Consider the following 24,922-nt stretch of genomic DNA (forward strand, 5'->3'; position numbering starts at 1 on the left):
AAAATGAGAACTTCATGGATTAGAAAGAGCTTTAGAAATAAATTGCTAGTTATTTTTATTCTATTAATATTTATACCTATTGGATTTATATATATTATTTATAACAATGTAATGAAATCAATTATTACTACAAAGTATAGTGAATCTGCAAAACAATCTGTATATGAGGCAGGAAGCAATATTGATTTTATAATTGATAGCATTGCTGACCTGTCAGACATGGTTGTTACCAATAGAGATTTTATTGAAAGCTTGAAAAGCTCATCAACTGAAAGTCATGAGGAATTAAATAATATACTGAGAAATTTTTGTACTACAAATGAAGAGGTGGAAAGTATATACCTTACAACTAAACATAACATTTATAATGTAGGGGCTAGCAAAACCTATGTTAAACAGGGAATTGATATTAATGATATCGATAAGACTCATGGTGAGTTAGTTTGGTTTGATACAATTCCTGTTAAAGTTAAGATATTGTCGGGAGAAATTCCTAAGAACTATTTTTCTTTAGGAAGAAAGATAATAGACTTAAATAGCTTAAAGGATATGGGAACAATATTTATTGATGTAGATGAAACCATATTAGAGGATTCTTATAAAAGTCTAATTACAGAGGAGAATAGTGAATTATTTATTTGTAATGAAAAGGGTCAAATAATTAGCCATCCTAATAAAGAAATTATAGGAAAGAATATAGAAGAAAAAAATTATGCAAAAGAAGTTCTATCAGCTAAAATAGATATGGGTTCAATAGAGTTTACTGATGATAATGTTGAAAAGGTATGTATATACTCTAATATTACATCAACAGATTGGAAGATTGTAAAGATAGTAACTAAAGAGTATCTATACAAAGAAATTACAAATATGCAACGATATATGTTAATAGGTGTAATAATTTATATAGTTATAACTATAATAATTTGTTTATTCTTTTCGTCTCAAATTTCAAAACCCATGGTGAGTATGAGAAATATGATGAAGAAGGCTGAAGATGGAGATTTACATGTGCGCATAAATATAGATAGAATTGACGAGTTAGGGGAACTTGGAAACAGCTTTAATAATATGATAGGGAAGATGAATGAAGTTGTTGATAAGCTAGTAGAAGAAGAAAGAATAAAAAAAGAGTTAGAACTTGAGACATTGCATGCTCAGATTAATCCACACTTCCTGTATAATACACTAAATACTATAAAGTGGATGGCAAAGATACAAGGAGATAAATCTGTAAGTAATGCAGTAACTTCACTGATAAAACTTCTAAGGGTGAGTATAAACTTAGGAAAGGAAATGATTACTCTAGAAGATGAGGTAGATTACGTTAAGAATTATATTAAAATACAAAATCTAAGATTCAATGAAAAAGTTAACATTATTTATAATATTCATGAAGACTGCCTTAATTGCTCAATACCGAAATTGATTTTACAGCCTATTGTGGAGAATTCTTTGATATATGGAATTAGGGAAGATGAAGAAGAGGAACCATTGGAAATATCTATAAAGGCATGTATAGAAGGTGAAAACTTAATTATTCTTGTAGAAGATAATGGACCTGGTATCAGTGAAGAGGATTTAGAAAAAATCTTTACTAAAGAAAAGGATGTAAATAAATTTAGTAAAGTTGGATTAAACAATGTTAATGAAAGAATAAAGCTTTATTGTGGTGAAGAATATGGAATTAAGATAGGAAATAGAAGTGAAATAGGTACCTATGTTAAGGTGACGATTCCTAGGGGTATAATGAGGAAACCTACTGGTGACTTTTTAGTAGATAAAGAGGGTGATGAAAGTTTATAAGGTTTTAATTGTAGATGATGAGGTTCTTGTAAGAGTAGGATTAAAATCCACAATAGATTGGAATAGCATAGGCTTTACAGTTATAGGTGAGGCTCCAAATGGTGAAAAGGCCTATGAGATGTATAAGCTATATAACCCAGATGTAATTATAACAGATATAAAAATGCCTAAGAAGGATGGTTTATGGTTAACTGAAGAAGTAAGAAAAGAAGATAGCTTAACTCAAATACTGGTATTAACCTGCTATGATGATTTTACAAATGTAAGACAAGCTCTAAAATGTGGAGCTAATAATTATATTCTTAAATCAGAGGTAGAGGATGAGGAACTTATAAGTACCATGTTAGAGGTAAAAAGAAATTTAGACAATATGGATAAGGATGCATTAGGTAAGGACAAGACTAGTGAAACCTTAATGAAGACTAAAAATCAGCTTATAGAGTATCTTATAGATGGTTCAAGTTCCTTTGATGAAGTAGATTTTGAGGGGTTTAAACAGGTAGACTTTAATATTTATGGAGGGAAATATTCTATTTTAGGTTTCTTCCCTGAAACTAATGATATTATTACATCCATTAAAGAAAGAGAAAATGAAAATGTGAAAAATGCTATGATAGAGCTTATAACGTGGATATTTTCTAAAGAAAAAATACAATGTCTTCTGAAGGAACAGGAGGATGGACTTATATATTTTATATCCAAGGAAGATATTAAATATGGTGAAGTACAAGAGGTAATTAAATATATAAAGACCACTGTAATTCAATATTTTAATATTAAGTTAGATGTAATATATACACCTATGTTTAGTGAGCTTAGAGAATTTCCAAATTATTTTAAGGAATATATAGAAAGAACAAAAGATATATTTTATTTGCCTTTGGGTTCTGTGGTGGAAACTAGAGAAAATAAAGAATTGCAGGATATAAATATGCTGAAGTTCGAAAAACAATCTAAGAGTATTCTTATAAACTTTATAGAAGAAGGAAATCTAGAGGGTGGAAAAAGTCATATAGAGAATATAGAGAAGAAAATAAATGGTTGTAAAATATCAGAGTTAACATGTAAGCTTATGTATTGTAATATTATTGTTAGTATATTAGAAAAGTATGAAGAATATTTTCAAGGTAATGATTATGATACCTTATATCAGGGGTATTACAATAAAATTATGGATTCTACAAGAATTATGTTTATATCAAAACTAATGTGTAAATTTTTAGATGAGATATGTCAGTTAGTTCTAAGAATAAGGGATGATCAGAATTCTAAATATATTATAAATAAAGTTGTGGAGTACATTGAAAAAAATTATTCAAGTAAAGTTACCCTAGAAGATATCGCTACTCATATTAATCTATCTAAACAATACCTATCATTTTTATTTAAAAAAGAGACAGGAATAAATATTTCTTCTTATATTATTAATCTGCGTATAGAAAAAGCAAAGGAAATGATTAATAAAGGTGAAGATAGTATGAAAGTTATCTATCAAAGGGTAGGATTTACAGATCAACAGTATTTTTATAAGACTTTTAAAAAAGTAACAGGATTAACTGTAGGTCAATATAAAGATACCATACAAAAATAAATAAAGTGTAGCACATTAATACTATTTAACTATGTTAAGTAGTATTTTTTTTATATAAAATTAAGATAAATGAAAAAAATGTAGAAAGATATATAATTGTGTTGCACAAATACATTAATATATTACACAAAAATATTAATATATTACACAAAGAACTTTGTGAAAAATTAGGCGAGAATAATTTACACAAAACTAAGGTTATTTTCCATTATAGGTTAATAATTTTTTTATTATAATTATGCCATAGAATGAAATTAAAAGTTTACAAGGAGGGATAAAGGTGGAGAGCAATATACCAAAGCTAGAATTAAAAGGTATACAGAAATTTTTCCCAGGAGTAACTGCCTTAGCTAATGTAAGTTTTTCTGTTAAAAAGGGAACGGTTCATGTACTTTGTGGAGAAAATGGAGCTGGTAAGTCTACACTTATGAAGATAATAAATGGTATATATCAGCCTGATGGTGGAAGTATTCATATAGATGGAAAAGAAGTTAAGATACAGAATCCTATTGAAGCTCGTAAGCATGGTATATCTATGATATTTCAAGAGCTAAATTATATACCTGAGATTACTATTGAAGAAAGTATATTTTTAGGAAGAGAGCCTGTAAATAAATTAGGGAAAATTAATTGGAAGAAGATTAGAAAAGATACAGAAGAACTTTTAAAACAAGAAAATTTACCCTATTCGCCAACAACACAATTTAAAGATCTTACAGTATCAGATATACAAATGCTAGAGATACTAAAGGCTATGTCTTATAATTCACAGGTTATTATCATGGATGAACCTACATCTGCAATTACTAGAAAAGAGGTAGGAATTCTCTTTGATAAGATTGCTGAATTAAAAAGTAAGGGTGTAAGTATAATATACATATCTCATAAGATGGAAGAAATCTTTAAAATAGCTGATGAGATAACAGTTATAAGAGATGGTGTTGTTATTGATACTAAGCCAGCTAGTGAGTTAGATATAGACAAGGTTATTTCTCTTATGGTAGGCCGTAAAATTACCAATGCATATCCTAAGGAAGATATTAAAATCGGAGAAACCATGTTAGAGGTTAAAGAACTAACTGATGGAAAACACTTTGAGGATATTAATTTCAATGTGAAAAGAGGAGAAATTGTAGGTTTTGCAGGTCTTATGGGAGCAGGTAGAAGTGAAGTGGCTAGAACAATATTTGGACTAGACCCATACCTATCAGGTGAGATTAAAGTTAAGGGTAAGGAAGTAAAAATAAAAAATGTAAAAGATAGTATTAACAATGGAATAGTTATGCTATCAGAAGATCGTAAGAGATATGGAATAGTAGGAATTAGAAGTATAACTGAAAATGTATCCATATCTAATTTAGAGAAATTCTTTTATAAGGGTCATCTACATAGTAAAAAAGAGATTAGTAGTGTATCAAATATATGTGAAAGAATGAAGGTAAAATGTCCTAATTTAGAAACCTCTATTGATTCTCTAAGCGGAGGAAATCAACAGAAGGTAATATTTGCAAAGTGGATGCTTAGAAATCCAGATGTTCTTATACTTGATGAGCCAACAAGGGGAATCGATGTAGGAGCAAAGTACGAAATATATAAACTTATTACAGAACTTGCAAAAGAAAATAGAGCAGTAATAATAATAAGTTCCGAATTACCAGAGCTCATAGGTATGTGCGATAGAATCTATGTTATGGCATCTGGAAAAATTACTGGAGAAATAGATAGAGAAAAGGCTACACAAGAAGCTATTATGAAGTTAGCTACAAGGGGGGAATAGAAGGATGAAGATGATAGATATTAGACATAAATGGTCAAAAACCTCAAGTAAATATAGTATTTACGTTGTATTACTTGCTATGTTTATGGCATGTTCTTTAATCAGTCCTGTATTTTTATCAGGAGAAAACTTAACAAATATATCAAGACAAATATCAATAACCACTATTATTGCTTTTGGTGAAACAATTTTAATTATATGTGGACTTATAGATTTATCAGCAGGTTCAGTTCTGGCTTTATCAGGTCTGCTTTCTGTTGCAGCCTTTAAGGCTACAGGTTCTTTGGAAATAGCAGTGCTAGTTGGAGTACTTGTAGGTGTTATTTGTAACTTTATCAATGGGATAATGGTAACTAAGTTTAAAGCACCTCCATTTATTGCCACATTAGCTATGCAAACTGTAGCAAGAGGTGCAGCCTTATTATTTACTAATGGTCAAAATATTTATCAAATAGGAGACTTTATTGTACTAGGACAAAACTCTATAGGATTTATTCCTATTCCTGTAATATTCATGACTGGAATTACTCTTTTAACTTGGTACATCTTAAAACATACAAAGCTAGGTAGATGTGTTTATGCTGTAGGTGGTAGTGAAGAGGCTTCAAGAGCTTCTGGAATAGATGTAAATAAAACTAAGATGAAGGCTTATCTTATAAATGGTATATTTGTTGGAATCGCAGGTGTGTTATTTATGTCTCGTGTTAATGCTGGGCTTCCTAATGCTGGTATAGGAGCAGAATTTGAAGGAATGACCGCTGCAATAATTGGTGGAACAAGCTTCACTGGTGGAATTGGAAGTGCAGGTGGAACCCTTGCAGGAGCGTTCATTATGGGATTCTTAAACAATATAATGAACCTAGTAGGAATACAATCTTATATGCAACAAGTAGTAAAGGGAGTAATTATTGCATTTGCAGTAATTTACGATATAAAATCTAAGAACAAAAGAGAAAGCAAAAAACTAGGTAGTATTACTGATAAAACTAAAGACAAAACACTAGTGGAAAGTAAAGGAAGTTCTGTTTAGACTAAATCAAGTTAAGTAAAAATCAAAATATAATAAAAATAATATAATTAGGGGGAGAAAATGATATGAAAACAAAGAAAATATTAGCTTTAGCCATGTCATCGTTACTAGCATTATCACTTACTGTGGGATGTACTAATACTTCAAAGGAGGAACCAGCTGCAGAAGGTGAAAAGACTTATAAAGTTGCATATATTGCAAGAGCACAAGGAGATTCTTTTGCTGCTTGGCTTGCAAATGCAGTAAAGGATGAAGTAGCTGCAAACTATAAGGATGTACAGGTAGATATATTTGATGGAGATAGCAAGAATGAAGTTATAGCATCTCACATTGAGAATGCGGTTACAAAGAAATATGATGCAATTCTTCTTCAACCATTTGATTCTGAAGCACAAGTAGCACCAGCTATGGCAGCTATGGATAAAGGGGTTAAGGTTATTACAGTAAACAACCGTATTAATGATAATGATAGAGCAGCTGCAGTAGATGCAGACCCAGTTGATCAAGCTGCTAAAAATGCAAAACTTGCTTTAGAGCAAGTTCCTCAAAATGGAAAAGTTGTAGTTCTTATGGGACCAGCAGGTAATATGCACTCTGATAAGAGACGTGAAGGATGGGAAAAAGAATTCTTTGCAAAGAGACCAGACGTTAAAATCTTAGATGAGCAAATTGCAAATTGGAATAAAGATGAAGCGATGAGATTAATGGAAGACTGGATTCAAACTCATGGAGAAATTGATGCAATAATATCTATGAATGATAACATGTGTGTAGGAGCTCTTGAAGCAGCTAAAGCAGCAGGAAAGACAAATATATTATCATATGGTGTTGATGGAACAGCAGAAGCTTGTTTAGCTATAAAAAATGGTGAAATGACATCAACTACTCTTCAAAGTGCTTACGAGCTTGCAGAAAAAGCTGTTAAGTTAACATATGATGTTATGACTGGTAAAGTAGAGCGTGATACTATAATGGTAGATTGTCCATTAATAACAAAGGATAATGCTGATGAGTTTATAGAAATTCATAAAAAAGCAGGTAATATAGACTAATAAAAAGATAGACCTTGTACAGTTTTGTGCAAGGTCTATAATTGAACTTAATTTAGGAGGAATAAAGATGATAAACAAGGCAGTATATATGTGTGGAACTCATAATATGGAAACAAGAGATATTGAGGTTTCAGCTCCAAAGGATAAAGAAGTACTTATAAAATTAGAATATGTAGGAATATGTGGTTCAGATGTACATTATTATGAGCATGGTAGAATAGGAGACTTCATAGTAGATGGAGATTTTATTTTAGGTCATGAATGTGCCGGAGAAATAGTTCAAGTAGGCCCTGGAGTTAAGAATTTAAAAGTTGGAGATAGAGTTGCTTTAGAACCAGGTCAAACTTGTGGTCAATGTGAATTTTGTAAAAGTGGTAAATATAATCTATGCCCAGAGGTTGAGTTCCTAGCAACACCACCATATCATGGTTCGTTAATGAACTATATAACATATCCAGAAAATATGTGTTTTAAACTACCAGACAATGTATCAACTAAGGAGGGTGCTCTAGTTGAGCCTTTAGCAGTAGGATTACATGCTGTATCACAAGGAAGTGTGAAATTAGGGGATACAGTTGTAGTTTTAGGTGCAGGCTGTATAGGTCTAGTAACTTTATTAGCTTGTAAGGCATATGGTGCTACAAATGTTATTGTTGTAGATGTTATAGATAAGAGATTAGACTATGCCCTAAAATTAGGTGCAACTAAAGTTATAAATGCTAAAAATCAAGATGTACTAGCTGTAATAAATGAGATTACAAACAATGCTGGTGCAAATGTGGTTATTGAAACAGCAGGATCTGAGCATACAATAAAGCAGACACCTTACTTAGTAAAAAGAGGTGGAGCTATTGTATTAGTAGGACTTGCACCGAAGGATATAATTGAGTTTGATTTCATGCAAATTATGACTAAAGAGGTTGAAATAAAAAGTGTATTTAGATATAGAAACATATATCCAGCAGCTATAGGAGCAATTTCTGATGGGAAAATTGATGTTAATGGAATAGTTACCCATGAATTTGATTTTAGTGACACAAAGGAAGCCTTTGACTATGTTATAGAAAATAAGAATGATGTAGTAAAGGCAGTTATTAAGCTTTAATAATTTTGATTGGAGTGGCTAGAAGATGAAGTACTTATTAGGCATAGATATTGGAACCTCAGGTACTAAAACAGTGCTATTTGATAGGGGAGGAAATCCGATTTCCTCTTCTACAGCAGAATATCCATTATATCAGCCAGAGATTGGTTGGGCAGAACAAGACCCACAAGATTGGTGGAATGCAGTATGTATAACAATTAATCAGGTTATAAAAGATAGTAATATAAATCCGGAATCCATCAGTGGTATTGGCTTATCTGGACAAATGCACGGTTTAGTTATGTTAGATGGAAATGGAAATGTATTAAGAAAATCTATTATATGGTGTGATCAACGTACAGCTAAGGAATGTGTTGAGATTACAGAAAAAGTTGGAGAAAAAAGATTAATAGATATTACAGCAAATCCTGCTCTAACAGGATTTACAGCATCTAAAATACTTTGGGTTAGAAATAATGAGCCTGAAATATATGAAAAATGTAGGAAAATATTATTACCTAAGGATTATATTAGATATATGCTTACAGGTGAATTTGCTACAGAGGTATCTGATGCTTCAGGAATGCAGCTTTTAGATATTAAAAATAGGTGCTGGTCTAAGGAAGTCCTTAATGCTTTAGATATTCCTATAGAGTATTTAGGAGATGTACATGAATCAATTGTAGTCAGTGGAAAAGTTCATAAAAAAGCAGCGGAGGTTACTGGTCTTAAAGAGAATACACCAGTAGTTGGGGGAGCAGGAGATCAGGCAGCTGGTGCAATAGGAAATGGCATTATAAAAAGTGGACAAATATCTTCCACTATAGGTACTTCAGGAGTAGTATTTGCACATTTAGATGAACCTATAATTGATGAGAAAGGAAGAGTACACACCTTTTGTCATGCAGTGCCAGGTGCATGGCATATGATGGGAGTAACCCAAGGTGCAGGACTTTCTTTAAAATGGTTTAGGGATAATTTTTGTACTAATGAAATTGAAGTAGCAAAAGGTATGGGAATTGATCCATATGTACTTATGACTAAAGAAGCAGAAAAAGTGCCTGCAGGTTCAAGGGGAGTAATATATCTTCCATATCTCATGGGAGAGCGCACACCGCATTTAAATCCTAAGGCAAAGGGTGTATTCTTTGGACTTTCAGCTGCTCATACAAAAAATGAAATGCTAAGAGCTGTAATTGAAGGAGTATCCTATTCACTTTTAGATTGCATGGAAATCATTAAAGACACAGGAATGAATCCTACTAATGTGATGGTGTCAGGTGGAGGCGGAAAAAGTGAACTATGGCGTCAAATATTAGCAGATATGTTTAACTGCAAAGTATCTACAAATAAGTCTTCAGAAGGGCCAGCCTTAGGGGTAGCATTACTAGCAGGAGTTGGAACTGGCGTATATAAGGATATAGATGAAGCTTGTAGCATAGCAATTTCTGAAAATAGTGTACAATTTCCAAAAGAAGAAAATTCCCTAGTATATAAAAGATATTATGAGATTTATAAGAAGATATATGATGATTTAAAAGGAACTTTTGAATTATTATAATAGGTTAATTATATTATAATTTATTAAGTTAAGGATGAGCACTCTTAGGGGTGCTCATTCTTATTTAACACCCCAAGTATTAATAACTTTGTTTATATATTTTAGAATTTTATATATAATATTTATAGACACTTATTTAGATATAAAAACAACTGATAAAATATTCGATATATGTTTTTAAAATATGCATTTAGTGAAATGGAGTTAATTTTAATGGTTGAATTACTGAGAAATCTTACGAATAATTTAGGGTATATAATCCTTATTGCTTTCTTTGTTTCAAGACTAGGGAGTTTTAAGAAAATAGTACAAAAGGATAAATTTAAAAAGAAAGATCTAATTGTGCTTTCAATAATTTTTGGAGCCTTTGGAATTTTGGGAACCTACACAGGAACAGAGGTTAATGGAGCCATTGCTAATACAAGAATTATTGGTGTAATGACTGGGGGAATACTATGCGGACCTTTTGTAGGGACAATGGCAGGTATTATAGCTGGAGTTCATAGATTGCTTGTAGATATTGGAGGTATTACATCAATACCATGCACAATAACTACTATAATTTCGGGAATAGTTGCAGGTTTAATATATAGTAAATCAAATGAAAATAACAAGTGGTTTTATGGGTTATTTGGAGGACTTTTAATTGAAATTTTAGAAATGATTCTAATACTTACAATGGCACATCCCTTTAGCAATGCCTTAACCATTGTAAAGAGCATATATTTTCCTATGAGTTTTGCTAATGCTATTGGAATTGCAATTCTAATATTGATAATTCAAAAAATACTTAAAGAAAAGGAAGAAATTGCAGCAAAACAAGCACAAATCGCTTTGGAGATTGCAAATAAAACCTTACCGTATTTTAGAGAAATGAATGAAAATTCCTTAGAGCAGATATGCGGAATAATAAGGGAATCAATTAATGCAGATGCAGTATCTATAACAAATAAAGAAAATATATTAGCTCACGTAGGAGTAGGAGCTGACCACCACATAAAGGGTCAAAAGATTATAACAGAGGCTACAAAAAAGGTTATTAAAGGAGGAAATTTACTTTCTCTAACAAATGCAAATCAGATAGAGTGTCCTAATTTGAATTGTAGTTTAAAATCTGCAATTATTGCTCCTTTAAAAGAAGGAGATGAAGTAATAGGTACATTAAAAATATATTATTGCACTGATAATGCCATTTCCTTTAGAAATATAAATTTAGCTGTAGGCTTATCCCAAATTATTTCTACCCAGCTAGAAATAAGTAAGCTTGGAGAACTGAAAAATATGGCAAATAAGGCTGAAATAAAGGCGTTGCAATCCCAAATAAATCCTCATTTTCTATTTAACGCACTAAATACAATAATTTCCTTTATTAGATTTAATCCTAATAAAGCAAGAGAGTTAATTATTAATTTATCTACCTACTTAAGGTATAATTTAGATATAGGCGAAAATCATGTAGATATTTATAAGGAACTAGAGCAGGTTAAAGCATATGTAGAAATAGAAAAAGCAAGATTTGGAGAGAAACTTCATGTAGTTTATAATATTGAAGATGATTTAGATGTTAAGATTCCAAGTCTTATAATTCAGCCAATAGTTGAAAATTCCATAAAACATGGTATTTTAAAAGGTAAAGGTGAAGGCACAGTGACAATTGAAGTTCAAAAAGTTTCCAAGGACAACATTATGATAACAATTGAAGATGATGGAATTGGAATTTCAGAAGATATTATAGAAAAAGTCTATGAAGATAAAATGGAAGAAAATAAAATAGGCATATCAAATGTTCATAATAGATTAAAATATATTTATGGTGAAGGATTAAAGATAGAAACATTGAAAAGCGGTACTAGAATTAGTTTCAATGTAAGTAAAATAAGGGAGTGATGGTATGAATTGTATTATTGTTGATGATGAATCTCCTTCAAGAGAAGAACTAAAATATTTTATAAACAATTTCAGTAATATAAAAATAGTGAATGAGTTTGATGATTCTATTAAGGCTTTAGAATATATTGAAGAAAATAAACCAGATATTATTTTCCTAGATATTAATATGCCAAAACTAGATGGCATTGCATTATGTAAAATTATTAATCATTTTCCAAAGCAATCCCTTGTAATTTTTATTACTGCCCATAAAGATTATGCTGTAGATGCCTTTGAAATTCAAGCTTATGACTACATATTAAAGCCTTATTCAGAAGAACGAATAGTTAGTACATTAAAGAAAATTGATAAACTTTCAGATAAAAAGAGTATAAATAATAAAATAACCCTTTGGAAAGATAATAAGATGATTGTAAAAAATATAATAGATATTTCCTATTGTGAAGCAAAGGAACGAGAAACTTTAATTTATATTAATGGAGTACAATATAATGTAAACTGTAGTATTTCAGAATTTTATAAAAAACTTCCCAAAGAACTCTTTTATAGAAGTCATAGATCATATATTATTAATACTGATAAAATTACAGAGATAGTTCCGTGGTTTAACAACACCTTTATGTTAAAATTACAAGGTGAGAAAGTTGATATACCCGTAAGTAGAAATAATATAGGTGAGTTTAAGCATATAATGGGCATATAAAAGCACTTGATGTGCTTTTTTTGTTTTTTCATGTATGAAACCGTATAAACCCCTAAAAAACATATTATAATTTTGTTAACAAATAATTAATTAGGAGGGGTCCAAATGGTATCATTTATTTTAGCGATTATTGCTCTTATTATAGGTTATTTTATTTATGGTGCAATTGTGGAAAAGGCTTTTGGAGCAGATGAAAAAATTCAAACTCCTGCTGTAAGGCTAGAGGATGGTGTAGACTTTGTAAAAATGCCTGCATACAAAATTTTCTTAATTCAATTTCTTAACATAGCAGGTTTGGGACCTATTTTTGGTGCAATTGCAGGTGCAATGTGGGGTCCATCAGCATTTTTGTGGATTGTATTTGGATGTATATTTGCAGGTGGAGTTCACGATTATTTTTCTGGTATGCTTTCAGTAAGGCATGATGGGACAAGTATTCCTGAAGTTGTAGGTCAATACCTTGGAAAAGGCTTCAAAAACTTTATGAGAGTATTCTCAGTAATACTTTTAGTTCTTGTAGGAGTTGTATTTGTAACTGGACCAGCAAGTATATTAAAAGGATTAACAGGATTAAACATTACATTATTAATATACCTTATATTTGCGTATTACATTATTGCAACAATAGTTCCTATAGACAAGCTTATTGGAAAGATATATCCTATTTTTGGAGTTTGTTTATTAGTTATGGCCATTGGAGTTGGAGGTGCATTAATTTTTGGTGGATTTGATATACCAGAAGTAATACCAGCTAATTTGGTTAATATGCATTCAAACCCAGATAAAAACCCAATATTTCCAATGCTATTTATAACTATTGCCTGTGGAGCTATTTCAGGGTTCCATGCGACACAATCACCTTTAATGGCAAGATGTATAACTAGTGAAAAACAGGGTAGAAAAATATTCTATGGTTCAATGATAGCAGAAGGTGTAGTTGCATTAATTTGGGCAGCTGCAGCAATGAGCTTCTTTGGTGGAGTAGCTGAATTAAATGCTACTATGGCAATAGAAGGTCATACATCAGCTTGGGTAGTAAATGAAATTTGTGGAAGCCTACTTGGAAAAGTTGGTGGATTACTAGCTATACTTGGAGTTGTAGCATGTCCTATAACTTCTGGGGATACAGCTTTCAGAAGTGCAAGATTAACTATAGCTGATATATTTAAATTTGACCAAGGTCCTATTAAAAATAGATTTATAATTAGTATTCCTTTGTTTGTGATAGGTTTCATATTAACTAAGATGGATTTTGGAATAGTATGGAGATATTTTGGATGGTCTAATCAAGCTTTAGCTACAATAGTATTATGGACATCAGGCATGTACTTAGTTACTAAAGGTAAAAAGCACTGGATTGCTACTATCCCAGCAACATTTATGACAGCAGTATGTACATCTTACATTTTAATTGCACCAGAAGGCTTTAAGCTTTCTCAAAGTATTTCATATCCAATAGGAATTGTAAGTGCAATTGTAGCAATGGTAATTTTCTTAATAGCAGCAAAAAAAGTAGAAACAAAAGCAAAAGGTAAAATTTAAAATTCTATAAAGTTCATTATAAAAATACTAATGGAATAAAAGTACTTATAGGCTAGATACACAAAAAGTGTTTAGCTTATAGGTACTTTTTTATATATTTTTATAAGAAAGAAAAGTACAGCATTAATAAAATTATAAGCAGTGATTTAAGACGAGCTGTTGAAACAGCTAAGGAGATTGAAAGTAAATTAAATATACCAGTGAAGTATTGTAGTGATTGGAGAGAAATAAATAATGGAGTTCTGGCAGGAATGGATAACAAGGATGCATTAATAAAATATCCTGGACTCTTTTTTAATACACTAGAGATGAGTGATAGATATCCAAATGGGGAAAGTCCTAGTGAGTTTTACAATAGAATACAAAGTGCTTTTCTGGAACTTTGCAACAATATTTCAACGGAAATGGAAGAAGATGATGTAATGATTCTTACTCATGGGGGAGTAATAAATGTTTTATACTATATATTAGATAATATAAAGTGGACAAATAAGTCACCTAAACTATCTAAAACATCAACTACTGGAATGCACAAAATTGAGAATATAGAAGGAAAATGGAAAATAGTTATGAGTAATAGTGTTGAGCATTTACATTATTATAGTGAAATATAAGCCTAGATCTATAGAGAAATTGGATATATAAAACTATATAGCTATATAAATATTTAAATAGGAAAATATTTAAATAGGAAAATAGTTATATAGGGAACTATTTAAATATAAAACTATTTAAATAGTTGTGCTGTTCATGGGGGTTTGGGGGCTTTGTAAATATTTGACCAAAGAGTCAATATGTAATATAATTACTAAGATAACAGATAAATATATTTAAACTTTAAATATATACATATCTTTGCTTGTTATAAAGAGACATAATAGAATTATGTCAAATGTTATTTTTAGGGGGAAATATTATGGGCTTTTTTTATGAGTCAACGAATTTTACAGGTTGGGCTATTTGGCTTTTTATTCTTTTTGCCTTAATGGCTTTTAATGAGCTTGGTCGTTCAACAAAATGGGGCGGAATTATACTTTTTTTAATTGTTCCTATAGGTTTAACTATTTTTGTTTGGCCAACAACTGCAGCTCCAGGAAATGAATATGGAACAGGTACTTGGTTTAACTGGGTAAAAACTTACTCAGCACTGGCAGGGTGCCTTGGATTTATGGCTATTCGCTATATTCCATCACTTGCTAAAAAGAAGTGGGTATTATGCTTTCCACCACTTATTTTGGCAATTAATATTCTCGAAGCAGCTATTCGTGATTTTCAATGCTTTACATATGGTGCATGGAACGGAGCATATGTAGACAATCTTTGGGTAATGTCAGGATCATGGAATATCATGAATGGTATAGCTGGATTACTAAACATTATTGCCATTTGCGGATGGGTTGGTATTTTTATTTCTAAAGATAAAACAAAGGATATGATATGGCCTGATATGATATGGCCTTGGATTATAGCATATGATTTGTGGAATTTTGCCTATACATATAATTGTATAGCAGACCATTCATTTTATTGTGGTTTGGCACTGTTACTTTCTTGCACCATACCTGCTTTCTTTATCAAAAAAGGAGCATGGTTACAGCATCGTGCACAGACACTTGCCCTATGGATTATGTTTGTTATGACAGTACCTTCCTTTGCAGATCGTATAGCACCTGTAGCTACTACACATAATCCAAAAGCGTTTTTTATTTTAAGTTTATTATCTTTAATAGCAAATGTAGCATTAGTAATTTATCAGTTTAATAAGATTTATAAAAATAAACTTAATCCACTAAAAGACGAAATTTTTGTAGAAACAAAAGCCTATAAGAAGGTAGTTGAAGAAAATAGATAATATAAAAAGTATAATAATTTCATATGTATATAGGAGATTATATTTTTGGAATTTATGGGCATAATACCTTTAAGAAATTAAAATTTCTATTAAAGGAGGAATTCTTATGCCAGATAATAATGAGGTAAGAAAAGAAGGTTCTAGTGGAAATAGTATTTTAAGATGGGCAGGAAGATTGATATTAGTTGCAATTATTTTAGGTATAACATCATTTTTAACTCCAGGATTTAGTATTTATGGATTATGGTCATATCTAATTGCAGCAGTTGTAATAACTGCATTAGACTATTTCGTAGAAGCATTCATGGGAGTTGATGCATCACCTTTTGGAAAAGGAATAAAAGGCTTTATTATTGCAGCTGTAATAATATATGTAGCACAATTTTTAGTGCCAAATATGAGGGTATCTCTTCTAGGTGCAATATTAGCAGCTTTAGTAATTGGTGTAATAGATGCTATATTTCCATCAAGAGCAATGTAATTTTTAAATACATCATGTTGAAATTATTAAAGGAAGAACTCTAGAAATAGGGTTCTTTTTATTTATGTAAAAATGGAACATTAACATAAATACTTAATAATATAAATAAAGCGTGCAATGATATATGATTTATTTAAGTTTGGAGGATAGTAGCATGAAAAGAAAGATTTACAATGTTTTATCTAATATGATATTACGTGGAGATAACCCATCTAGAGTGAAAGTAAAGGTAGGTATTTCAAGGGAACTTCCCTATGAAGTTGAGGTTATTGCTGAAAATTTATATGTACCTTGGGCCATAGATATAAGCAATGAAGGTAAATTATATTTTACAGAGCGGTCTGGAGCAGTTAGAATCATTGAAGGTGGTAAACTTCTGCCACAACCACTGATTAGATTTAGTGCACCCTTTGTAAGCCAAGGGGAAGGGGGATTGATGGGAATTGTATTAGATCCAAATTATTCTCAAAACCATTATATATATGTTATGCATTCATATGCAGAAGGTAATCAACTTCACAATCGTGTTGTGAGATTGATTGAAAATAATAACAAGGCATCTATTGACAGAGTGCTTATTGATAAAATTCCTGGTGGGCGGATTCATAATGGAGGTAGGATAAAGATAGGGCCGGATGGAAAATTGTATATTACAACGGGGGATGCAGGTAATTCTGCATTGGCACAAAATATCACAAGCACAGCAGGGAAAATACTGAGAATAGAATTAGACGGTAGTATTCCTGAAGATAATCCAAATGTAAATTCACCTGTTTATAGCTTAGGTCATAGAAATCCTCAGGGTTTAGCCTGGAATTCAAGAAATATATTGTATGCCTCTGAGCATGGGCAGACCACTCATGATGAAATAAATATTATACAGCCAGGAGCTAATTATGGATGGCCTCTGGTTCAAGGAAATGAAGACTCTAAGGAAGTTATAGTGCAAAAGCCATTAATACACAGTGAAGAAGAAACGTGGGCGCCTTCTGGTATAGCCTTTGTAGAACAAGGACCGTTGCAAGGGAAATTACTAGTTGCTACTTTACGTGGCGAACAACTACTTACTATTTCATTGAATGGAAAAGGAACGAAAGTAAATAGCGTAGATTCATGGTTGAAGAATAGATATGGGCGCTTACGTGAGATTATTCAGGGGAAGGATGGAGCGATTTACCTAACAACAAGTAATAGAGATGGAAGAGGTAATCCTAATATAGGTGATGATAGAATTATTCGGATTATTCCAATTAGGAGCAGCCAGCAAAAATGAACATAAGATTTACAATAATAATAACTCTTACTTTCATAATATGATATATATTTTTGCCTATTGCTGTACAGTGTGTTTTCCTTTATATAAGAAATTTTTGCTAAAGTCTATTGACATGAATTAGAGGTGAGAATACAATATTTATATGAACATATGAATAAGTATTCATATAAATGATATTAGTAGAAAGTAATTTTAAAGGTGGGAATAATTATGGGGTTAATAGAGATAGTTTCATTTACATTACTATGTATATTTGGTATTTCATATATGGGTAAACTAATAATATTATCAAAGAAAAACAACATTAAAGCTAATGTTTTTGGTAAAGGTACTAAAAGTAAAGAAAGTCTTATTATTGAAAGGTTTCTAAAAGCAATGACTTTTGCAGGGATAGGGATTTGGACTATTAGTGCTTTATTTCCATCATTTACAGAAAAGTGGTTTGTTGGACTTGGGAAAGGCTTTACAGTAAGCATTATTGGAGTGGTTATTACATTAATAGGAGTTTCACTCTTTATATTGGCTATGGTTTTCATGAAAACTTCTTGGAGAGCTGGTATAGATAAATCAACAAGAACATCACTTATAACTTCAGGACTTTATAGATTCAGTAGGAATCCAGCCTTTGTTGGAATGGACTTGATGTTTATTGGAGCTGCAATTACCTATGCAAATCTTATTATCGTAATTGTAGGTTTATTAGTTGTAGTTGGTATACATCTACAAATACTTCAAGAAGAAAATCATATGGAAGAAGTATTTAAAAAGGAATATAATGAGTATGTAAATAAGACACCAAGATATCTTTTATTTTGAGAAGTATAATGATGTTTTATAACAGAAATAAGGTCAATATTATCAGTTAGCTATATGGAGATTAGAGAAATCTAGTCTCTTTTATATATAATAACTAAGAAAATACAAAATAATAGTCATGCATATTCAATGTGAATTATATAGCTTAAATGTACAAGCTTACTTACAACATAAGTATAATAATGTAAAATATACTTAATATATTTATAGGAGGACAATTGTATGAAAAAACTAATTCTAAACCTTGTAAGGTAATATAATTTAATAAGGTTGTAAATGAAATCTAATTTCATTACAACCTTTTTATTTTTTGTAAGGGGTGAGTTTATGCCAATAAATTTTTAAATTGGAACACTAGATTGCTTCTGAAGAGTTTGATTTCTATAATGGAGAACTATATTATTTACTTACAAAAGAAGAATATTTAGGAGTGGCAAAATAATAAGAAAGGAATGAACAGCTTTACTCATAGACTAAACTGTTATATATTAAAATAGTTATTAATTACTTATGAAAAGAGAATTAAAATTATTTTACATATGAAAAGAAGAGGATAAACATGAGATTAGATAAATTTTTAGCTGTATCATTCATCGAGACACGCAAAAAGAGTAGGGATTATATTAAGGAAGGTAAGGTTAAAGTAAATGGGGAAGTGATAACAGAACCTGCAATAGAAATTAAGGAGAATACTGATATTATTGAGTATCTTGATAAAGTAGTTGCTTATAGAGAAAAGGTGTATTATATGTTTCATAAACCTGCAGGGTGTATTACTGCAAGAAAGGATGCTGATAATATAACAGTCTTTGATTTTTTTCATGAGGATAATATAAATGGAATATTTCATGTTGGCAGATTAGATAAAGATACAGAAGGATTATTGCTTTTTACTAACGATGGTGATTTTGATCATCAATTAATGTGCCCAGAAAGGCATGTTGAAAAGAAATATTTCTTTTGGGCATTGGGTTCATTAGATGAGGAAGATAGGAAGAGATTAGAGAATGGAATTTCCATTGGAGAAGGTGAAGCATTAACAAAGCCTGCCAAAATCGAAGTGATAAAATATGGGAAATATGAAGAGTTAGAAAAGGAAACTGATATTGGAAAGTTCTATAATATAGAATCAAAACATTATAATCAACCTATTGTCTGTGGATATCTTACAATTTCTGAGGGACGTAAACATCAAGTTAAGCGTATGTTAAAGTCAGTTGGTTGTTATGTGGTATATTTAAAGCGGATTTCTATTGGGGAGTTAACCTTAGATGAAACCCTTGAAAAAGGCCACTATCGAATGCTAACAGAAGAGGAAGTTCAAAAGTTAATATAAAAATTATAATTTTTGGAGATAGATATAAATTCATTATACTTTATGGAATAACAGGGATATATAAATAATTGTTGATTTATTATACTTTATTGTATATAATTGTATTAGTAAAATTAAGGAGGTACAATGTGATGGTAATAACTGCTTGCTAATTAATTTTCTAAATTGAAAATTATATGAAAGGAAGATTTTAAGTGCCTATTCAATTAGGTTTTTTAGTATGCTTCTTTTGAAACTTAGTAAGTAGAGGTAGTCATTTTGTAGAACCAGAATTAAGTCTTAATTTTACATAAGATATTTATAAGAACCTATACTCTTAGGGGTATTTTGTAATGTAAAATAATGTTTATTTTGGACTGTAAGAAGGGTATCAATTCTACAGTCTTTTTTGTTTTATTAAAAAACTTAATAAGTAGAATTCTAGGTTTTTGGAGGAGCTTTGAGTTTGGTATAGGCATTAAACAATATAATAACACTTAAAAGGAGAGATCAGTATGGATATTAAAGAAGGAATAATAAAAGATTTAGATAGAATAATAAATGAATATGTTAATGGGGAATTTGTTCCTGGATTATCAGTAGGTGTAGTATACAATAATGAAGTTATTTATACAAAAGGTTTTGGAGTAAAAAATGTAGATACAAAAGAACCTATTGATGAGAAATCCCTTTTTCACATGGCATCAGTATCAAAGACTTTTGTTGCTACAGGAATAATGCAATTGGTTCAGCAAGGTAAAATTTACTTAGATAAATATTTAATAGAGTATTTACCTTACTTTAAGCTTAAAGATGATAGATATAAAAAAATAACTATAAGGCAATTATTAACTCATATATCAGGTATGCCAGATGAAGATGATTATGAATGGGATAAACCTCAATATGATGAAGAAGCTTTAGAAAGGTACGTTAGAAGCATTAGTGGAAGAGAACTTATGTGGGAGCCAGGAGAAAAATTTGCATATAGCAATATTGCTTATGAGATTTTGGGAAATGTTATTGAAAAAGTTTCAGGTATGTCTTTTGAGAAATATATGAAAGAAAATATTCTCAATGTTGTACAAATGAAAGAAAGCAATTTTTTAAAACCTTTAGTTTCAAAGGAGCTACTTACAAGTCCTCATATCTTAGATACAAAGAATGGCTATGGTGCTACGGTTAGTGAAGTTTTTCCCTATAATCGTGCACATGGTCCAAGCTCTACGTTGTGTTCTAATGTAGTTGAAATGTGCAACTATGCTATTGCTAATATAAATGAAGGAAAATTTAAAGGAAATAAAATATTAGAAACCCATAGCTATTTAGAACTTTGGAGAAAATATGCCTTAACAGGTTGGGGTGGTTATACTTTAGAAATTGGATTGGCATGGTTTTTGGGAGAATATAAAGGAAATAAAGTTAGATCTCACAGTGGTATGGATACAGGATTTAGAAGCAATTTAATAATATTGCCAGAGAGAGGTATTGCAGTTGTTGTTATGATTAATTCAGATTATATTGGAACTAAAGTTTTATGCGAGAGTATTTTAGATATACTCTTAGGGGAAGAAGTTGACTATATAAAAAGATCACTTGCTAGTCATATAGTAAGAACAATGTTTAACAATAATTCTGAAATAGCGCTACAGGAATATAATAAAATAAAGGAAAATTCCATTGAAAAGTATCTTGTGTATGAGGATGAATTTAACGCTATTGCTTATAACTTGTTGGAGAGAAAAAGAATTAAAGAGGCAATAGATGTGCTCAATTTATCAATTAAAATATTTCCAGGATCAGCTAACCTTTATGATAGTTTAGGAGAAATGTACTTATGTAAAGGTAATAAGAAGCAAGCTTTAGCTAGTTATAAGAAATCTTTTGAGTTGAATCCTAACAATAAAGAAGCTAAGAAAATAATAGATGAATTAAGTTAAATAGATAAAAAGGGAGAGTAGATAAGTTTGTGTAAACACAAATTTATCTACTCTCATTTTGTTTGATGAGAGGGTATGTATGTCCAAAAATTTAGGTATATTCTCTGATTTTGTAAATCTTATTTAGAAGTTTTGATTATTAACTCCTTTTATATATTTTTTTTATAGCATTTAATCCTTCTAATATTTCTATTTTTGAGAAATTACAACTGATGAGTTTATCTTCAGTCCATTTACTAATTTCTTCATAAAAAAATAGTGCTAGTTCTAAGTTTTTAGGAGATTTATGAGAATCGATAGCTTCAAACAGCATATTTTCAGCTTTATTGATTTCCCCTTCAATTATATATTTTCTAATCATTATTTCCAGTAGCTGGTCTTCTGCAATAGTAATATCATCACTGTTTTCATCAATACTATTTTCTATAGCATTTTTTCCTTTAAATATAGAAGCTACTGCTTGTAAGGCTGTTTTTATCATTTTCATTATATAGTCATTTTCATACATTTATAAAGCCACTCCTTATTTTAAATTAGTATTGTTAAAGGAATTTTATATTCTTAAATTTTATACAGTAACTCTAATAATTTATATTAACAGATGTTACTTTATTTTTGTATATATTTATTATATCACAAGCAAAATGTAAGTATTTATGTTTGATTGGATCTTTAGTTGTCATTTTGCAATTGACAAAATATTCATAAAAAAGTATAATTATCAAGGTGAACAGTTATTTACTAATAATATTTTATGAAAGGAGATGTTTTTAATGAATACAAGTAAAAAGGTGATTTTAGTATAAAACTTAAAATGGGCTTAAATGTAACCTTAGACATAGTCTATTATTTGTGTTGCATTTTTGCGAGAGTAGTTAACCTTTCATAATACTGACTATAAAGGATAAGTAACGCGACAGGAAGGTCGTGTTTTTTGTAGCCGTAGATAGTAGCCAAGTACAAAGGGTTGATTGTCTACGGTATCTTTATGCCCATTTTTAAGAAAAAAATAATGTGGAGGTTATAAATGATTAGAAAATATACAAATGCGGAACTTAAAAGAGCATTAGACATGGTAGAGGAAGGGTACTCTTTCTCAGAGGCCGCAATGGCAAATAATCTTAATAAAAGTATCGTAGCAAGAGAGATGAGAAAGAGAAAAAATGAAAAAGCTGGACAGCATATAGATGATTACAGAAGGAAGTTTCAAAATGATATAAACAATACCAAAATAGAAAAGGAGATAAAAAAATGATTAGAGAGATAGAAGTAACCAATATGGAAGACTCAGATATAAATGAGGCGAAAAAGATATGGGTTAGACAATTTGAACTATATTGTGATAATAGTGAATTCCCATTACATTGGAAACAAGATACAGAATTATTAGAAAAATTTCTTGCTGAAAGAATTAAAAATCAAAGTGCAGTTGTAGCAAAGTTAGACAACATGGTAGTTGGATTCTTGGCATATGATGAATTTCCTTTCAATGGAGAGAATACAGTGTTTTGTCCAGCAATAGGACATTCTGCTATTGAAGAATACAAAGAAAGTGTATATTTAAAATTATATAAAAGTATATCACAGGAATGGATTAATAAAAATATTTTTAATCATATGTGGACAATATTTTTTAATGATATAAATTTAAAAAACATATTGTTTGATTTAGGATATGGGTCATATTTGATAGATGCATTTAATGATTGTAATATTGAGTCTGGTGAAAAATCTATTTGTGATATTAGAAAAGCTACCATGGAAAATGCTAATGTTTTATATGAGCTTGTAGAAGAATCCAATGAATATTATGCGTCTGCACCATTATTTCTTAAGAGAGACAGGTTTACTAAAGAAGAGATTGAAGAAATAATATTAAAAAGAAATGTGTTTATTGCATGGCACGAAGATATTCCGGTGGGATTTATTAATTTAAGTATTGCTGATAACAATAACTTTATAGATATGTCTATAAAAAATTGTGGTTTAATCGACGAAATTGGTGCTTATATAAAATTAGAATATAGAAATAAAAAAATAGGTATTGAGCTATTGAAAATCGTCAATGATTATTGCAAGGATTTTAATGTACCATATATTCATGTTGATTTTGAAACAGCAAATCTATATGGTAATAAGTTTTGGAAAAAGCATTTTACACCAATGCTATTATCTATGAGAAGACCAATTAATAAAGATATAAATGATAGATAAATTTGTGATGTACAGAATCTGAGGCATGCATTATATAAACTCTTAACACCAAGAAAGAATTGTTTAAAAGTGATCTCTAACAGTTTATAAACTGCTACAGGTCACTTTTTTGATTTATCCAATGACTACCAGCTCTAATGCTCCCATCTTCTTCAAAGTGGGAGTAAAGAGCTGCTACGTCCCTGGATAACGATTTCTAAAGCTTCAGAGGGAGTAAAAACTCCCTCTGAAGCAAAGAACTCTGTTTATTTTCGTTTCATATTTCTCATTAGGCTTTTAGTATCCTTATCTATTTGTAATGATTCGATAACTTTTTGTAAAGCTTTGTTATAAGTCATATCATCCAAAGTATTATTTTTAAGAAATTCCATTGTTTTCTCTGGGAATTTGATATAACAGATAGATATAGCCCAAGCTACTGACATTTTAACGTAATAACCCGGATGTTTAATGCCATCAAATAGTTTTAATATTTCATCAATATGATTATCATCTATATAATAGAAAAGAAGCATGACTACTCCAAAACGCATATGATATTCACCAGTATCTGAAAGATAGGGCATCAAGTATTCCCACATTTCCTTTGGATATTGTTTAGGAAGTTTTAGTCCACTACAAAAGCTATCGCATACTGACCAATTATCAATTTTATTAACAAAGGTTGTGATGTATGGCAAAATATCAGAAAGCTCAGATTTTACATAACCAATGGTCATCCCTTGAAGCATAATTTCCTCGAAACTGTCATCAGATGCATTTTGTAAATAGCACTGCCAGTCACCTTTTGCAAGTTTTTTAGCAATTTTTCGAAGCTCAGGTAAACGAACACCTAGGATGTTGTGAATACCAGGTAATAAGCCACTAGAAAATTTTTGATATTTAGGCTCTGCTAATATAGAAAGTTTTTCTTTTATTACATTATTTATTTCCATTTTTATTCTCCTTAGTTTCCTAATTATATTTTATCATAGAGATTTCATAATTTAACT

At 30.4% G+C, this 24,922-nt stretch carries 21 protein-coding genes; 19 read left to right on the forward strand and 2 right to left on the reverse strand.

Annotated elements, in window-relative coordinates; translation table 11 throughout:
* The first annotated feature begins 3 nt into the window (after window positions 1-3).
* The 17 genes from IO99_RS04080 (at window position 4) to IO99_RS04160 (ending at window position 21,716) form a co-directional block, all read left to right on the forward strand.
* Window positions 4-1,806 carry a sensor histidine kinase gene (locus tag IO99_RS04080; protein WP_198028554.1) on the forward strand — a complete coding sequence of 601 codons (1,803 nt, stop codon included), beginning with the start codon at window positions 4-6 and terminating at the stop codon, window positions 1,804-1,806.
* Window positions 1,793-3,397, forward strand: coding sequence for a response regulator transcription factor (locus IO99_RS04085; protein ID WP_035130657.1), 1,605 nt, complete (start codon window positions 1,793-1,795; stop codon window positions 3,395-3,397). The genes IO99_RS04080 and IO99_RS04085 overlap by 14 nt, the downstream gene beginning before the upstream one ends.
* A gap of 280 nt (window positions 3,398-3,677) precedes the next feature.
* Entirely contained in the window at window positions 3,678-5,174 is a 1,497-nt protein-coding gene (locus tag IO99_RS04090) for a sugar ABC transporter ATP-binding protein (RefSeq protein WP_035130660.1), read from the forward strand.
* A gap of 4 nt (window positions 5,175-5,178) precedes the next feature.
* Window positions 5,179-6,204 (forward strand): ABC transporter permease, encoded by a 1,026-nt coding sequence (locus IO99_RS04095; RefSeq protein ID WP_198028555.1) that lies wholly within the window; start codon window positions 5,179-5,181, stop codon window positions 6,202-6,204.
* A 65-nt stretch (window positions 6,205-6,269) separates the two neighbouring features.
* Window positions 6,270-7,256: a sugar ABC transporter substrate-binding protein gene (locus IO99_RS04100; RefSeq protein ID WP_035130662.1), complete on the forward strand. Its 987-nt coding sequence runs from the start codon at window positions 6,270-6,272 to the stop codon at window positions 7,254-7,256.
* A gap of 67 nt (window positions 7,257-7,323) precedes the next feature.
* Window positions 7,324-8,361 (forward strand): NAD(P)-dependent alcohol dehydrogenase, encoded by a 1,038-nt coding sequence (locus IO99_RS04105; protein ID WP_035130664.1) that lies wholly within the window; start codon window positions 7,324-7,326, stop codon window positions 8,359-8,361.
* 25 nt (window positions 8,362-8,386) lie between these two features.
* A complete protein-coding gene (gene xylB, locus IO99_RS04110) occupies window positions 8,387-9,901 on the forward strand; it encodes a xylulokinase (protein ID WP_035130666.1) in 1,515 nt (504 codons plus the stop codon).
* A 213-nt stretch (window positions 9,902-10,114) separates the two neighbouring features.
* Window positions 10,115-11,788 (forward strand): sensor histidine kinase, encoded by a 1,674-nt coding sequence (locus tag IO99_RS04115; protein WP_035130668.1) that lies wholly within the window; start codon window positions 10,115-10,117, stop codon window positions 11,786-11,788.
* Window positions 11,789-11,792: 4 nt separating this feature from the next.
* Entirely contained in the window at window positions 11,793-12,494 is a 702-nt protein-coding gene (locus IO99_RS04120) for a LytR/AlgR family response regulator transcription factor (protein WP_035130670.1), read from the forward strand.
* A gap of 105 nt (window positions 12,495-12,599) precedes the next feature.
* A complete protein-coding gene (locus IO99_RS04125) occupies window positions 12,600-14,036 on the forward strand; it encodes a carbon starvation CstA family protein (protein ID WP_035130672.1) in 1,437 nt (478 codons plus the stop codon).
* 122 nt (window positions 14,037-14,158) lie between these two features.
* A complete protein-coding gene (locus IO99_RS04130) occupies window positions 14,159-14,650 on the forward strand; it encodes a histidine phosphatase family protein (RefSeq protein ID WP_278245222.1) in 492 nt (163 codons plus the stop codon).
* A gap of 302 nt (window positions 14,651-14,952) precedes the next feature.
* The gene (locus IO99_RS04135) at window positions 14,953-15,888 is read left to right on the forward strand and encodes a DUF5692 family protein (RefSeq protein WP_035130674.1); all 936 of its coding nucleotides are present in this window, start codon (window positions 14,953-14,955) and stop codon (window positions 15,886-15,888) included.
* 106 nt (window positions 15,889-15,994) lie between these two features.
* Complete coding sequence (locus IO99_RS04140) at window positions 15,995-16,369, forward strand: phage holin family protein (protein WP_035130676.1); 375 nt, start codon at window positions 15,995-15,997, stop codon at window positions 16,367-16,369.
* 154 nt (window positions 16,370-16,523) lie between these two features.
* On the forward strand, window positions 16,524-17,642 hold the full coding sequence (locus IO99_RS04145; protein WP_035130679.1) for a PQQ-dependent sugar dehydrogenase: 1,119 nt from the start codon (window positions 16,524-16,526) through the stop codon (window positions 17,640-17,642).
* A gap of 213 nt (window positions 17,643-17,855) precedes the next feature.
* Window positions 17,856-18,461 (forward strand): methyltransferase family protein, encoded by a 606-nt coding sequence (locus tag IO99_RS04150; RefSeq protein WP_035130681.1) that lies wholly within the window; start codon window positions 17,856-17,858, stop codon window positions 18,459-18,461.
* A gap of 559 nt (window positions 18,462-19,020) precedes the next feature.
* Window positions 19,021-19,797, forward strand: coding sequence for a pseudouridine synthase (locus IO99_RS04155; protein ID WP_035130683.1), 777 nt, complete (start codon window positions 19,021-19,023; stop codon window positions 19,795-19,797).
* A gap of 494 nt (window positions 19,798-20,291) precedes the next feature.
* Window positions 20,292-21,716 carry a serine hydrolase domain-containing protein gene (locus IO99_RS04160; protein WP_035130685.1) on the forward strand — a complete coding sequence of 475 codons (1,425 nt, stop codon included), beginning with the start codon at window positions 20,292-20,294 and terminating at the stop codon, window positions 21,714-21,716.
* A 139-nt stretch (window positions 21,717-21,855) separates the two neighbouring features.
* On the opposite strand, the gene IO99_RS04165 is transcribed toward IO99_RS04160, so the two are convergent.
* Complete coding sequence (locus IO99_RS04165; protein WP_035130687.1) at window positions 21,856-22,224, reverse strand: DUF6483 family protein; 369 nt, start codon at window positions 22,222-22,224, stop codon at window positions 21,856-21,858.
* 519 nt (window positions 22,225-22,743) lie between these two features.
* Here IO99_RS04165 and IO99_RS04170 point away from each other — a divergent pair.
* Window positions 22,744-22,971, forward strand: coding sequence for a hypothetical protein (locus IO99_RS04170; RefSeq protein WP_035130689.1), 228 nt, complete (start codon window positions 22,744-22,746; stop codon window positions 22,969-22,971).
* Complete coding sequence (locus IO99_RS04175) at window positions 22,968-23,930, forward strand: GNAT family N-acetyltransferase (RefSeq protein ID WP_035130691.1); 963 nt, start codon at window positions 22,968-22,970, stop codon at window positions 23,928-23,930. The genes IO99_RS04170 and IO99_RS04175 overlap by 4 nt, the downstream gene beginning before the upstream one ends.
* A 245-nt stretch (window positions 23,931-24,175) precedes the next feature.
* Here IO99_RS04175 and IO99_RS04180 read toward each other — a convergent pair whose 3' ends face one another.
* A complete protein-coding gene (locus IO99_RS04180; protein WP_035130725.1) occupies window positions 24,176-24,859 on the reverse strand; it encodes a DNA alkylation repair protein in 684 nt (227 codons plus the stop codon).
* Window positions 24,860-24,922 lie beyond the last annotated feature (63 nt).

Source organism: Clostridium sulfidigenes, from assembly GCF_000732635.1.
Lineage (GTDB): Bacteria > Bacillota > Clostridia > Clostridiales > Clostridiaceae > Clostridium_J > Clostridium_J sulfidigenes.